Here is a 14,886-nt window from a genome sequence, read left to right as displayed (position 1 = left end):
AGCCACCACTTTTCAGTGGTGGCTTCGCTTGTCGAGATGACTCTGTCTTAATTATCGAGGGTCAAGGCCCAGCTTTTGCAATACCAGTTTGAAGTTCTCGCGGCGTTCTTTCACGTTGTGAACATCACCTGTTGAACAGCTCAAATCTGGACAACCGCGGTTTACGATACCTGAAACGTCATCGATAAATTGAGAACCTTGCAGACCGCTGTCCACGTACTTCTTCAACTCATTGTAGTAGTTCCAATCGCCGTACTTACCGCCCTCATCGTTGTAGGCTTGTACTGAGGTGACCCAGTAGAACAGGCCTGCGATCCACTTGATCTCTTTGTTCTCTTCCGAGCTACAAATCAGACCTGGGTTAGAACAAAAATCCAACTCTGCGTACAGTGGGTTCTCCGGTGGCGCTTCTACCGTGACGCCATCAATCGTTTTACCAATGGTTGATGGGTCAACGTGTGAACGACCTAAGTAGTGGTTGAGCGTACCAAAGTTTTGACGGCCTGTGGTTTGGATAACACCACGCCCCCACCAGCCACAGCCTTCCACGCTTTCTTGGCTGCTACCGTCCCAAATGAACTTACCGGCTTTCTGACCAACGTAAGTCTTACACTCATCGCGTTCCCACACTTGTTTAGAGGTATCCACGCTTTCAGGAACATCGTTACAGTGGCCGTTGTTGGTCCAACGTCCTACTGCGCCGTTCACCAGCAGACCGCGCTCTTCAAGCACAGCATCTGGCGCGGCAAAGACAGGAGCCGGTGCGCCATACCATTTCGCATGAGTCAGAGCACTCACTTCCATCTTGTCATCGCGAGGGCAAGAGTACGCATAATCCAAACCGGAGACTGGGTTGACACCGTAATCTGCGTATTTTTGACCAAGTTGCCCACAGCTGGCTGTCATTGGGTAATCCGCTGGCGCGCCGTATTTCACTTCAGACCAGTTGTTTTCATCACAGGCGTTGTAACGAATCGTCTCTTGCATACTTTGTGCAAGGAACGCAGCAATCGCAACTTTCGCGTATTTGATGTTGGTCGCGTCATCATCTTCATCGTTCATTAGCCAGAACTTGTTGCCCGCCACACCAATGTTGTGCATTGCGTTCAAACCATCGAGGAAATCGTTCCACTTATAAACGGTTGACGGAACCCACTGAGATTGAGGCGTTTCGTATAAGAAGACTTCGTTGTTCATGACATTTTCCGCGTTCGTCAACTCTTGGTTGAGCGCTTCAATGCGAGTTAATGAACCTTTCTCTAACTCTTCACCTACGTAGTACAGTGGTACTTTTGCCGTTTGATACAGTTCAATCTTGCTGGTTAATACAGGAGAGTCTTGGTCAAACATCAGTGCAAACACGTTACTGTAAGCCGCTTTACGAATTTGCTGCTCACTTTGTGTGTTGCCCATGAAATAGTTAGCGCTTTGCTCAGTCGGCATATTGCTAAGCATTGCAGGCGCTTCAACGTAATCTGTAACCTGTTTGACGAACTCAAGCGCGTGATGCCACTGCTCGCTGGTTAGCGCAGCCGTCTCGCTCGACTTAGTAAAGGCGACAAAGTCCGCTTTGTTTGCAGAATCCACTTTGTAAAGCTCGAAGTTATCCAGTAAATCCGCCGTGAAAACAGACGCTTCATCCCATACCGATTGACGGCCAGAATGCGTATCGTAAGCGAATTCACCAATGCTCAGTGACCAACCGAATGTCGCTTGTGGTGCAAGCGTGGTGAAGATCAAGTTGTGCGCATTCGCCCAGCCTTTCACATCGTCACTCAGTTCATTAATCGCATCAATATCAATACGGCTACCCGTGATATCAATGGCGTTCGTCAAGGCTTGTTTCACCGCAACGGTACCAAACGATGCACCTTTGTCTCGCGTGGCAAGATCCAGAACATCCGATTGAATCACGATGGATGCGGTACCTGCATTCTCTGCTTGCTCCAAAACTGACACAAACGCACGCGTTAGTTGTTCTACATCGGCTAGGGCATCACTGCTGCTTGCTTCGACCGCCAGAGTATTTGGTGCCTGAGTTGATGGGCTCGCCACCACGAATGTGTTTGGCCAGCCAGCGACTTCTAGACGTACTGGGTCCATTGGGTTACGTAGTGACAGTGCTGGAGCAGTGCCCGGATCTGTGCCATCACAGTTTAGATGCAATGACCATGAGCTATCGCTGCCAGGAACAGATTGCGTCCAGTATACCGCTGAGTAAGCGATGTTTTTGTGGACCATGATGTCACCGCCCGTGGCGTGATCCCCGCGAGTCCAATCTGGGTACACGTTGAAATCGGCGCACAAATCACCCGGAGGCGGAGGGGTCGGCGTTTCTACTTTTTCAACGGTGATCTTCACACGCGCAGTCGATGTTAAGTTTTCCGCATCGGTGGCCAGCGCTTCAAGAGTGACATCACCCACTTGAGATGCCGTCCAGTTGCATGAGTATTGGCTTTCCGTTGACGCGTTAAACGCACAAATTTGCTGGTTGTTTGCTTTTACGATAACGCGTGACAAGTCATCATCTGCGTCTGTCGCACGAACGGTGATCGCAACGGTATTGCCTTCTTCAAACTTAGAGCCATTCGCTGGCGAAATAAAGCTCACTTCCGGGCTTACAAAGCTTGGCTCATCTTGAATAGAAACCGCAATACTGCGCTGCTCAACCAGTTGGTTGTTCTGGTCTAGCACCACCACTTTGAGGGCTGCGTTGCCCACTTCGCTTGGCGTCCAGGAGTGCGAGTATGTTGTTTGGGTCGGCGTGATATTCCGTTGACCAAGTTTGCGGTCGTTTGCCCAAAACTCAAGAGTGGAAATCGAATCGCCTTCAACACGCGCTTGGATTGTTGTCGCCTGATCGACGGTAAGCGTTTGACCTTGTGTTGGTGCGACAAACGCCAGTTCACGCACAACAGGATCAACAGGTGGCTCAACCTGCTTCTCTTTCACCGTGATGCTGACGGCTTGCTCTTGTTTTAGACCAGAGTGACTTTCCACCATCGCTTTAATCGTGTGTGGCCCCACACCCGCTGACAGCCAATTTGCTTGGAAAGGTGCTTGTGTTACACGTGCGACTTGTTGGTTGTCAACGAAGAAAGTCACCGCTTTAACAGTGGTGTTGGTTGCGGTTACGTTTGCGAGCATGGTAACGGTTTGACCTTCTTCAAACTCCGCGCCATTCATTGGTGAGGCGATTTTCAGAGAAAGTTCAGGATCCCCCACTTCACCTTCATCGTCAGCAATCAGACGAATGGTATCCTGTAGCAGAGTCATATCCAATACGCCGCTCACACCGATTGTGAGCACAATGCTCTGGCCTGAAGGCAGTTGAGATTTCACCCAGCTACCATTATCGAAACCCAAAGCCAGCGTGTTTTTGAACACATTACCTTGCGCATTGCTGGTGAAACTCATATTGGGGTAACTGATTCCGGCCGCCGACCAAGAAGGCGAGGACATCGTTAGGTTTGAATCAAACACAATTTTGGCATCGCGAAGTTCAATGGCGTTCGAGCCTGTATTGGTAAGGCTAACCTTGTAGGTGTTCCACCATTGGCTTTCGGAACCAACAATTGAAATCTCGCTGTTTACTGCCGCCTGTGCGACAGGAAAAGCCATACTCACTGCGAGCGCAAGGACAGTAGGCACTAACCTTAGAGCTTTATTATTCATAATTGGACAACTTTTTTATTGAAGAAAAATTAGAATCTTCATTATATAAATTTGCAAAAGAAATAAGGCACGCAACGCATGTAACAAAATATTTCTGAAAATACACATTTTAATCGAACGTAATTCATTAATATTTTCTCATCAAACTCACCATAGAAAATTAAACTTAGAGATTGCTTCCTATAAATTGAATGAATTGATAACCGATTGAAAATAATTTATTTCAAAACGACAACGAAAAATAACAATGTAAGAATATTCCCACATTGTTATTTTTCATTTTAAAATTACAGAGAAACATTTTGTTACAAGATGGGCGAATTGCAATCATTGATGATCAACTTGATTATCCAACGTTCTGATAATGACCACCAATACTGTCTATAACTTACTATTTTTAGAGCATTTATTCTTGATGAACAAGAGGAAAAAGCCGAGCCAATCGGCGATAAATAGGCTCGGCATTTCCCTACTTATCACACTCATAACTCAAGCATGAAGAATGAAGGAGGAGGAGGTCGAGGATTTAAACGACACTCGATGTTTCAAACTCTCGCAAAACTTGCACTAATGGTTTGGGTTTATAAACTCCAAAACCTTGCGCATAAGTAATATGCCATTGTTTAAGCATCTCAATGTGTTGTTCACTTTCGACAAATTCAGCCACGGTTTCCAAACCAATATCATTGGCGACATTGCTTATTGACTCAACAATTAATCTGTCGGTTTCATTGAACGGCAGATCTTTTATAAACTCCCCGTCTATTTTGACAATATCAAGCGGTAGACGCCTTAAATAAGCAAAGCTCGCGTAACCAGTACCGAAATCATCCAACGCAATTTTACACCCTGCAGTTCGCAGCACTTTGAGTGTTTCAATCGCCTGCTCTTCATTTTGCAGTGCAGAGGACTCGGTCACTTCAAAACATATTTTATCTAGGGGCACTCGGTACTGGTGCGCTTTTTCGATAATCCACGTACTCAAACCAGCCATCGCCAGTGATCGGGCGGTTAAGTTCACCGCACATTTTTCCACACGGCACCAATGACGCACTTGCTCGCTCAATAAACGGAATGTCTGCTCCACCACCCACTGATCTAACTGCACTTCTAACCCAAACTGGTTAATCAAAGGAAAGAACTCTGATGGCAGCAAACGGTTGTCCTGCGACGTTTTCACTCGCGTTAGCACTTCAAAGCTTAATTGCTGAGAACTAGGATCTGCCAATTTCATGTAGCGCTGGCAATAGAGTTCAAACTCGTTATTTTTAAATACGCGCTGAATGTAGGCGAGTTTGTCAATCTGAGATTCCGCGATCGCCTCACCATCAATCCAGTTCACTTGCTGATTGCTGCCTTGATGTTCACACAGATGCGAGACGACATCGGTCAAGTCTTCTCCGTGTTTTACCACGACACAATGCAGTGTCGGAGAAACCAGTGAGATCGACGTTCCTCGCCAATAAAACTGGAAATTGTCGAGCTGCTGAGCCATCTCCTCCACAAACGGTTTCATTCGTTCATCACCTTCAATAAATCCCAATACGCCAGTCGAAAATGGAGGGCGATAACACTTGGCGTTCTCATCTTGGTTTCGATTGACGAATTGAAAAATCTGTCTAATCAGTTGCGCTTTGCCATCGTGCCCTAACTCACTTAAACGAGACAACGTTGGTGACAAATCGAGATAAATCAACACGGCCTTGGGAATCGTCGTGAGGTCTTCCTCAAGTTGAGAGAGGTTAAACAACCCTGTGTAAGGGTCTATTCGCTCTGCACGAATCTGCTGTTGTGCCAGCTCATAGTGCTTTATCGCGTACCCACCGACAAAATAGCCCAATACCGTGACAACATTTAAAATCAACAATAAGCCAAAAAACTGCTCGTCCAGTATTTGATAGGTATTCACCCGATTAAGGCTGTCGTTCGCCATCACCAGGATGGCTAACGTTCCCATGAATAACGGGCGAATCAAGCCGTGCTTGCCAAACCCAACAATCACCAGTACCAACAAGACAAAGCAGGAAGAATAGAGCGTAAAGGAGCTAGGATGTTGAATTGCGACAGCCATCAATGAAAAACAGCACAACAGCCACAACCAATACGAAGGCGATGTTTTCGAAGAGCGTCGCAGTAACTTATCGAGAATCAGATATTCATGCCGTTCATTTTTGAGCAGCATGGCAAGCAAAATCACCAACGCTGGCGTCACCGTTAGCTGAGTCAATGCACTGCCTAACACCGAATAAAGCAAGAACTCGCGCGTCATATGCAGTTGTTCACTCAAAGCACTGATGACACTGATCATCAACGTACTCATCAATGGATAGAACAAGCCAAACGTCACCGAATAAGCCAACAGTCGCTTCATGGCTGAATAGCCTTCGAGACGTTTTTCTATTTGGATGAACAGCAGCGCAGTGGCAATCGGCAAAAGTGGCAACAACAGCGCGTACAAGAGTGCCACTTCGAATGGCCGACCAACGTGCAAATAATAACTGAAGAAAGCGAGAATAATCGGCAGCAGTACTTTAAGGTGAAACACCAATACAGCCGAAATCACGACAGACGCGACGAAAGAAATCAACTGATACTGTTCATGATGAATAGAGAATTGACTTGACGTCCAAAATGCCAGCAGGACAGCAAAGTAAGCGGCCACACCAATCCCAATATTGGGCAGTTTTACTATTTTTGGTTGCATGATTTAGCCTCTTATGAATGCTTACACATGATAACCAAGTTGAAGTGCAACCGCCACGTTATAAATAAGAACTCTATTTACAAAATCAACTTAAGCACTGAGTTTGTCGTAAGGTGATCATCCTCTGATGCAACAAGGATGTTGCACAAAACGTGTATTGTATGAAGTATGTCGAAAGGCTTGCTCAAAAGTTGCCTCTCCCCCTGCCATCGCCTTTACCTGACACATTGCTAGACCATACTCATTTGCACAATATACCCAAGCAACTTCAAGATGCAGGATTCAGATCTTAACTCACGTCTTGAGGTTGTTTGGGTATATCAACAGCCAAGGAAAGGACATGTTTCATCGACTCATATGCAGCTTAGCGCTAGGACTTTGCGCCGCAAGCACACTCGCACAATCACTGCCAGCCACTCATCACAATCTCACTTTTGAAGGGCGAAACAGCAAAAATTATCAAGACGGTTCCGTTGAGGTCAATTGGCCAGGTTCAACGCTGAAAACACGCTTCATCGGCAGCCACTTTGCCCTCACCATGCAAGGGAATGGCGACTATTTTGATGTATTGGTTGACGGTAAGCTGAGCAAAACACTGATGACGCAACCCAATGGCGTGACGGAAACCTTCGAGATCTTTGCATCGGAAAGCGCGCAACATGTGTTGCTCGAAGTGGTTAAACGAACTGAAAACTACGCCAGCATGAGCCGTTTTCTCTCGGTTGAACACAACGGTTCACTAGACGGAGTGTGGGGACATAAGCCGCATATTCTCTTTATTGGAGATTCCATCAGCGCTGGCTTTGGCAGTGAATCAGAAAAAAGGGAATGTACATGGGAAGAAGTCTACGCCACCTCCAATGCGCGTTTGGCTTTTCCTTACCAAACGGGCCAGCAGCTCAACACAACCATTACTCAGGTGTCGTTCTCTGGGTTAGGGTTAATTCGTAACTGGGGAGGAAACCAACCACACCATAACCTCACCACCTACACAGACAAAGTATCCGCAGTCTATGGGCTAACACTCGATTATGAAGACAAGTTTCCCAATCTGATTGTGGTGGAAGTGGGCACCAACGATTTTAGTACCGATCCGCAAGCCCATGAACCTTGGAGCAACATTGAAGAGGTCAAACAAGCGTGGACCGAACGTATGGTGGAATATGTGAGTGAGTTGAAACACCGCTATCATGAGGCGCCGATCATTCTCATGCCGCGTCCTGCGTACCCGTATGACTACATTATTCCTGCAACTCAGGACGCCATAGAAACCTTGGCACAACAAGAGATCCATCAGGTTTATAGCCATACCTTTGTTTCACCACTTGAAGGCTGCATCTGGCACCCTACGGCGCAAGAACACCGCGAGATTGCCACACAACTTTCACAGTTTATTCGTCAACAAGCACTTTTGACGCCCCCATACTAATGGATAAATCAACGCTCACAGCCGCGAGAGACGTGGTTGTGAGCTTACTGCTCCTCCGCACCACCAGCCTGCTAAATCAAGAGTTTATTTTTCCATTAAAGCCGCAAAATAGTCGTCAATTAACTGGAAGTAACTGCCATCTTGTTTCATCTTGAGCAGCTCCAAGTCAAAGCGTTGGCGCAGTTCACTATGCTGATTTTGCTTGGAAAACGCGATGTAGCTGAGGGTGGTTTGCATCGGTGGCATCAGAATCTCAAGTTGTTGCGACAGCCCTAAAGAGGCAATCACGCTTCGCGCACCAAACTCATTAGACACCCACAAATCAACACGGCCTGCACTGAGCATCAGCGCACACTGCTCAGCGGAATTTTGCCGTATCACCGATTTAAACTGATTGGTATTGATCGCGCCATCCATGATCGCCCCATAGCTGACTTTGTTCACCACACACAATGTCCGTTGTTTGAAGGCTCTTTGCTCAATCTGGCTAGCATCAACAGGCCCGTTGTCCATCTGAATTAAACTGATATTTTGCCTGAACAGTACTTGTTCACTGAAATCAGCAAAACGTTCCCTCTGCTCGGTTTTAAAAATAGTAAAAATGGCATCTGCTTGGCCCGATTCAACATAGTTCAATGCTCTTGCCCAAGGCAGCACGGTGATTTTTATCGGCTGTTGCAGTTTAGCAAAGGCATGTTCTACCAAAGTGACCGCAACGCCCGAAACCACATCGTCTCGTGTTTCTATGTAAGGCGGGTACTCTAGTGTGACGATTTCTAACACACGCTTTTCATTCGCCATCGCGCCAAACGACAGCCACACTGAGATAATCAATAGGAATTTATTTTTCACGATGATCTCCCTACATCGGATTTACCTATATCAACAATATATACAATCGATTTTATTGTTGCGTAATACCTAATTAATCTGTGGACATTGCCGGAGCAACATTGTGCATTGTTAGTCGTGCTTGTCCGAAAACCCGTTGCTCCGGCTTTTTTATCCTTTTTGTTATTGCAGGAGTACTAAGATGAATTTCTTTCAACTATTTGATACTGAAGAACTGTTTATTTTTTATGGTTAAAGCAAAAAATAAACGAATAAAATAGGTTTAGCGCTAACTCTTTGTTTTGTCGCACACAAGAACAAACAAGACACCAATCACAAAAATAGGCCAATTTGATTATTATTTAATCAATTACTACTTTTCTATTATTAACGCCCAAAAGAAGAGTAGCTGCAGTGAAAAGTTTAAAAGTCGTCTTTCTGCTTCAAGTCATATTTGCAGTGACACTGGTGTTACTTGTTTCCGCTTTCATCAAGTATCAAGATTTTAAGCAAAGCCTCACCGCCGATCTGCATACCAGTGTACAAAACACCAGCCAGCGCATGTCCGTCAGCTTACCTAGAGCAGTATGGGATTTCGACCTCGACACGGCGCGCACTGCCATTTCTGCCGAACTCAATCTTCCTGAAATATCAGCGATTCAATTGACCGATACCCAAGGGGCAGAACTGCTGTTTTTGAGATTAGAGGGGCAAGGGGAAAACAAAAAACTCACCGATGTCAAAAACAAACAACGCTATTCTGAACAACAGAGCTTGTCACGCGAGTTAACCTTTCTCGATTATGGCGAAGAAAAGCCGGTCGGTACGGTGAAAGTCTTTTTTGACACGGCCATTTTGGAACAAAAACTGCGTGAGTCCCTATTACTCAACATCATTGAGCTCGTCGTTTTAGATCTGATCATTTCCATCGTTATTGTCGCGGTACTCGCGGCCACTGTGCTACGGCCAATTCGTCAGTTGACGGAGGTCATTCACGACCTCTCTTCTGGGGATGGCGATTTATCCAACAAGCTCGCACCAGCCCGTTTCAAAGAGTTTGATGACATTACCGATGGTATCAACACCTTCACTGAATCGCTTCGCGTGATTGTGCAAGACGTCAGTTTGTCATCGGTGACGTTGGAAGAGAAAGCCCGCGCTAACGGTACAGCGGCCAGAACCAATGCCGACAAGCTTAACCAGCAACGCCACCAGCTGACGACCGTCGCCGCCGCCGCGACAGAGCTAAACCATTCGGTCTCTATCGTTGCCGATACAGCGGCGCAAACCGCTGACCAAGCCCATACCGCGACCGATCTTACCCACAGCGTTAATGAGGCGATCGAAAAATCTGCCAGCGAAATTGTCAATATGCGTGAAGAAATGGATCACGTGAATCAAGAAATGCACATTCTTGTTGGAGAAGGTGACAAGATCACCACCGTCCTCAATGTCATCAACGACATTTCTGAGCAGACCAACCTGCTGGCGCTCAATGCGGCAATTGAAGCGGCCCGAGCAGGTGAACAGGGCCGAGGCTTCGCGGTCGTCGCCGATGAAGTGCGTAATTTGGCAGTGAAAACCAGTCAATCCACCGAACAGATCCAAAAGAACATCGTTGCTTTGGGCAACGCCACCAACTCGGTAGAACAAGAGCTGAGCCGTATCGCCTCGTTGCTGGAAAAGACCGCCAGTCGTGTGAGTGAATCGCAACACTCGGTCAATCAAGTACAGGAGTTGATCAGCATTATCTCGGATCGCAATGGGCAAATATCCCAAGCCACCGAGGAACAAAGGCAAGCTGTGGAAGAGATCAGCCAAGCGATCGTCGAAGCGTCTGAAGCTTCCAATGATGTTTCCTCAGGAGCGGTCCAAACCGCGCAACGAACAGAAGAGGTGCTCAGCCTGAGTAAAAACATCGCACAGCACATGAAAAAATTCAGAACCTAGCTCATGGATGGCTGTGGAACATCCTAAGCCCCAAAACAATAGGCCAGATTGGATAAACCAAAGAGGATAACTCATGAATAAGCTCTTATTTGTTGTGACAACTCTATTGCTCTCTTTTTTGAGTCACGCAGCAACCATCACTGCCGCCCAAGACCCTTGGGCTCCGTTTGTGCAACAAAACAACGCCAACCCAGGTATTTCGGTGGAAATTGTTATCGAAGCCTTTAAAACCCAAGGGCACGATGTGGATTTTAAAATCATGCCGTGGACCAGAGCCTTGAATGAAGTCAAAGACGGACGGGTTGATGTCCTTGTCGCCACTTGGTTTACCCAAGAACGCACCTCATACCTCAACTACAGTCAGCCCTATCTGGAAAATTCACTCAAGTTTATCAAACGCAGTGGTGATGGATTTGAATACAATGGCATGGACAGTTTAAGTGGAAAAAACGTTGGTATTATTCGCAACTACGGTTATGGGGACGAGTTCCTAAAAGCCACTAATTTCAACAAACCCGAAGCGAACGACTTGGTGGCAAACGCAAAAAAATTGCTGGCCAAACGCATTGATTTAACCTTGGAAGATGAACTGGTGGCTAAAGCCACTCTGTCCGGTGCGGGCATGAATTTAAGTGATTTTGACTTTACCAATAACGCCCTTTCAGTCAATCCATTACACGTTACGTCAGGTTTAGCCAACGCCAAAAATGGTGAAATTATTGAGGCATTTAATAAGGGTCTCGCAGAGATCAAAGCAAACGGCACCTTTGACAAAATCCTGATGAAATACGGCATCCAATAACTTGCCTTTCACGCCAACAAAACGCAAACAGCCCAGATCACTCTGGGCTGTTATTGAACTTCTTAGTAAAGCTCACGTTTATAGTGCGATCTCACCACCGTCTTCGCGGCGAATCACCACCGTCGCTGCACGTGGGCGCAAGGTCATACCTGCTGGCGTTTCTTCAGCCGCATTATCGCTGTATGGCCAATTGCCTGGATGTTGGATATTCACAAACAGCGATTTGTAATCTGGACTGATGGCAAAGCCAGTCACTTCACAACCATTCGGTCCAACAAAGAAGCGTTTCAACTGCGCTTGGTTAGACGCATTGACTTGTGTTTGCGCGCCCGTTTCATCCACCATGCGTGAAGGCACCACCGCCAACATTTGATCGTTGGTATAACTGGTCACTTCACCCGCACCGTTATCGGTTTGAATCCACAAGATCCCGCGGCCGTCAAACGCCAAACCATCAGGGCTGGCAAACTGGTTTAAATCGGTTAACCCAGAACGGTTTGTTTCTGCATCGCCGTTCGCTGGTGAACCAAAGACAAAGATATCCCAACTAAATTCTGTGGCACTCGCCCCTTCATCCCAACGAATCACATGACCAAACTTGTTGTTTAGGCGTGGGTTGGCCGGGTTCGCTTCGGTACGTTTGCTGTTGTTGGTCAGCGTGAGGTATACCGTACCCGTAAATGGATCTACCGTGCACCACTCAGGTCTATCCATTGGCGTAGCACCAACCAGATCTGCCGCACCCGCGGTGTTTAAAATAATGTCCGCCAGCGTTGAAAAATGGTCGGCCAAAGTACCGCCCGAGATGGTCACACTGCTTAAAGTGAGTGGCAACCAAGAGCCACTGCCATCTTCATTAAAACGCGCGACATACAAGATTCCTTCGTCCATGTACTTGTCTCCGGTCGCTAAACGGTGGCTTGGATTGGCGTCGCTAGCATCCCACAACGCTTTTGATTCAAACTTGTAGAGGTATTCAAAACGAGAATCGTGGCCGGAATAAAACACCACCGGCTTGCCCGCAACAAGCTTGCCAAAGGTACACCCTTCATGGCGAAAACGGCCCAGTGCCGTGCGTTTTTTCGCGCGTGAATTGGCGGTGTAAGGGTCAATTTCCACAATATAGCCGTGACCATTGGCTTCATTACGATAATCATCTTGCGCAGAGGCGCCCGTTGGCAACAAGTTGAATCGGGTGAACTCGTCTAAACGCTCCTCGGCATCGCCTGCCAACGTTTCCCATGCATAACGAGTGGTACCGGAACCATCAATACCAATGCGATCTTGTTCTGCGGTACGCGTTCCTGTGTTAATGAAATAGCCAGGCCAGTTTTCTTCACACGTAAGGTAAGTGCCCCAAGGGGTATAACCGTTGCCGCAGTTGTTCAGTGTGCCGCGCGCCTGACTGCCGTCGGGTGAAAAACGGGTAACGAGGTGAGAGGAATAAGCCATTGGGCCTGAGATGTCCATGACCGTTGCACCGGTATAACGGCGATTCAATGGATCACTGTCGACCATTTTCCACACATCATTGTCGAGTTGGATTCGAACCACTGAGACCCCGTGAGCGTTGATCTCTTTACGTACTTCATCAACAACAGTACGCGCACCGTTAAGCACCGTCGGACCCGCTGGATGCAAAGCCGCGAGATCGATGTACTCGTGGTTCACGCACAGCAAACCGTCGTTTGGATTGCCATTGATCGGGAAGAAATGCATGCCATCATGGTGCATGCCCAATGCATTGAGTTGGTCTTCTGCGGTGTTGCTGCCATCCGCTTGCCACGCGCTGGCATTGCCATTTAAAGGTGTACCCCATGGCACCAACACTTGTGCTTTGTAGCCATTTGGAACGCTCACGGCATCGGTGAGTGATCCTGCAATAGAGTCAAAATTCAAAACAGCTTGAGATTGAGTACCAGAAGCACCACCTGCGACACTTCCGCTGTTTGAAGAGCTGTTGCAACCGGCGAGGCCAAATGCGCCAAAGGCTGTCATAGCACTAATGCCTAAACCACCTTTCAAAATGTTGCGACGGGATAAACTCGCTTCTAACACCTCCTCAAAAGGTTTGTTTTTGCTTTGGTTGTAGCGAGTCGCGTCGAAGGTTTCCTTACTCATGATGTTTATCTCTTGGGTTAATGAAGTTGAGCGCGACCCAAGATAGGCTAGAAAAATGACAAAACAGGTCTATCTTTATGAATGTTTTGTTGTGTTTGTGTTGTCAGTTGGTCAATTCATTGAATATTGACGCAATTGTATTTGGTTTCATGGGCAATCAAGAGTATAAAGAGCTCGCCTATGCTTGAGGTCGTCATCTTTTAAGTCTAGAACTTCCCCCTAGAGTTGCTGAGTGAAACGCAACACAAGCAAGCACATTTTAGTCAATATAAATCGAGAGAAGACCATGAAACTAGATAAAGTGGAAAACAAAAATCGCCGCCTACGTAAAAAACTCTTTTTAGGTGAATTCGCTATTCTCGGTTTCGAGATCAGCTGTGAAACCGATATTCACGACTTTAATCGTTACGACGTGTTCGTTGATGACTTCATTGATTTTATTGACGCAAAAGGCCTGTGTTTTGGTGGTGGCGGTCTTGAGCACTTTGAAGGTTTCATCTGTGCGAAAGAGCGTTACGAAAGCGCAACTGAAGAACAGCGCGCCGCCGTTGTAGAATGGTTGAACGCACGTGCAGAAGTGAAATCTGTATTGGTAAGTGACCTAGCAGATGCGAACTACTTATAATTCGCAGCGGAATGAAGAAACGGCCCATGATGGGCCGTTTTTGTTTTGGCTTAAAGTGTTTGATCGTTTTCACTCACTAGGGTAACCACCCTGTCATCATACAGATGAAAAAAAGCCGTAAACCGCTTCTGAAGCATGTTTTGTTCTGCCCCTCGACACAAACGTAACGTCAGCTTACCGCGATGAAGATCGATCTCCTCTACGTAGGAATGGGCGAATTCCAAGTAACGACCGACTGTCGGATAAATCGCTTTAAATAAGCTTTCTTTGGCAGAAAAAATCAAGGTCACCAAACGATGGATTGGCCAATCCGTCGATGCCACCAAAGCCCGCTCTTGTGGTATCACCAAAATCAGCGGCATAATTTCCTTTGCTGCACGTTCACTTACAAACTTCTCCATATCAATACCAAGTTTTGCATGTTTGTGCATTTTTCTTGCCACACAAACCGCAGTGTGATTGGTATGCGATATGCTGCCAAGCCAGCCTGACGGCCATTGCGGTGCTCGGTGTTCCCCCACCAAAACATGATATGAAGGACTTTTAAGCGCCACTAACGCATCACGCGCGACCACGCGCCCAGCCACAAACTCCGCCCGACGCTTGCTACTTGCCTGCTGCAGTGAATCTGGCAACGCGATCTGCCACGCTTGCGCACTGTTGGGCAGAAAGCTAGACGCCTCAAACTGACGTTGCCAAACCGTGTATCCGCCTAAACTCAATGTGGTGGGTTCTGAGATCCACATCGG

9 protein-coding genes are annotated in these 14,886 nt (G+C 47.0%); 4 read left to right on the top strand and 5 right to left on the bottom strand.

The genetic code is table 11. From position 1 onward, the window contains the following. Positions 1-51 precede the first annotated feature (51 nt). Entirely contained in the window at positions 52-3,675 is a 3,624-nt protein-coding gene (locus AOT11_RS19335) for an Ig-like domain-containing protein (protein WP_017421592.1), read from the bottom strand. A 526-nt stretch (positions 3,676-4,201) separates the two neighbouring features. Continuing rightward, positions 4,202-6,379: a sensor domain-containing phosphodiesterase gene (locus tag AOT11_RS19330; RefSeq protein ID WP_017421591.1), complete on the bottom strand. Its 2,178-nt coding sequence runs from the start codon at positions 6,377-6,379 to the stop codon at positions 4,202-4,204. 340 nt (positions 6,380-6,719) lie between these two features. On the opposite strand from AOT11_RS19330, the gene AOT11_RS19325 reads away from it, so the two are divergent. After that, positions 6,720-7,808: an SGNH/GDSL hydrolase family protein gene (locus AOT11_RS19325; RefSeq protein ID WP_049798001.1), complete on the top strand. Its 1,089-nt coding sequence runs from the start codon at positions 6,720-6,722 to the stop codon at positions 7,806-7,808. Between the two features lie 84 nt (positions 7,809-7,892). Here AOT11_RS19325 and AOT11_RS19320 read toward each other — a convergent pair whose 3' ends face one another. Beyond that, positions 7,893-8,660, bottom strand: a complete 768-nt coding sequence (locus tag AOT11_RS19320) for a substrate-binding periplasmic protein (protein WP_017421589.1) — start codon at positions 8,658-8,660, stop codon at positions 7,893-7,895. 393 nt (positions 8,661-9,053) lie between these two features. On the opposite strand from AOT11_RS19320, the gene AOT11_RS19315 reads away from it, so the two are divergent. Together AOT11_RS19315 and AOT11_RS19310 are read left to right on the top strand one after the other, a co-directional pair. Further along, positions 9,054-10,589 (top strand): methyl-accepting chemotaxis protein, encoded by a 1,536-nt coding sequence (locus AOT11_RS19315; RefSeq protein ID WP_017421588.1) that lies wholly within the window; start codon positions 9,054-9,056, stop codon positions 10,587-10,589. A gap of 73 nt (positions 10,590-10,662) precedes the next feature. Continuing rightward, positions 10,663-11,391 carry a transporter substrate-binding domain-containing protein gene (locus AOT11_RS19310; protein WP_017421587.1) on the top strand — a complete coding sequence of 243 codons (729 nt, stop codon included), beginning with the start codon at positions 10,663-10,665 and terminating at the stop codon, positions 11,389-11,391. 78 nt (positions 11,392-11,469) lie between these two features. On the opposite strand, the gene AOT11_RS19305 is transcribed toward AOT11_RS19310, so the two are convergent. Next, positions 11,470-13,512, bottom strand: coding sequence for a PhoX family protein (locus tag AOT11_RS19305; protein WP_017421586.1), 2,043 nt, complete (start codon positions 13,510-13,512; stop codon positions 11,470-11,472). 286 nt (positions 13,513-13,798) lie between these two features. Here AOT11_RS19305 and AOT11_RS19300 point away from each other — a divergent pair, with 286 nt between their 5' ends. Continuing rightward, complete coding sequence (locus AOT11_RS19300) at positions 13,799-14,137, top strand: YggL 50S ribosome-binding family protein (protein WP_017421585.1); 339 nt, start codon at positions 13,799-13,801, stop codon at positions 14,135-14,137. Between the two features lie 50 nt (positions 14,138-14,187). On the opposite strand, the gene AOT11_RS19295 is transcribed toward AOT11_RS19300, so the two are convergent. Further along, entirely contained in the window at positions 14,188-14,883 is a 696-nt protein-coding gene (locus AOT11_RS19295; RefSeq protein WP_017421584.1) for a 4'-phosphopantetheinyl transferase family protein, read from the bottom strand. Between the last annotated feature and the right edge of the window lie 3 nt (positions 14,884-14,886).

This window comes from Vibrio vulnificus NBRC 15645 = ATCC 27562, from assembly GCF_002224265.1.
Classification (GTDB): Bacteria; Pseudomonadota; Gammaproteobacteria; order Enterobacterales; family Vibrionaceae; genus Vibrio; species Vibrio vulnificus.
Note: the sequence above shows the minus strand (reverse complement) of the source record. Positions and strands in the feature narration are given on the sequence as shown.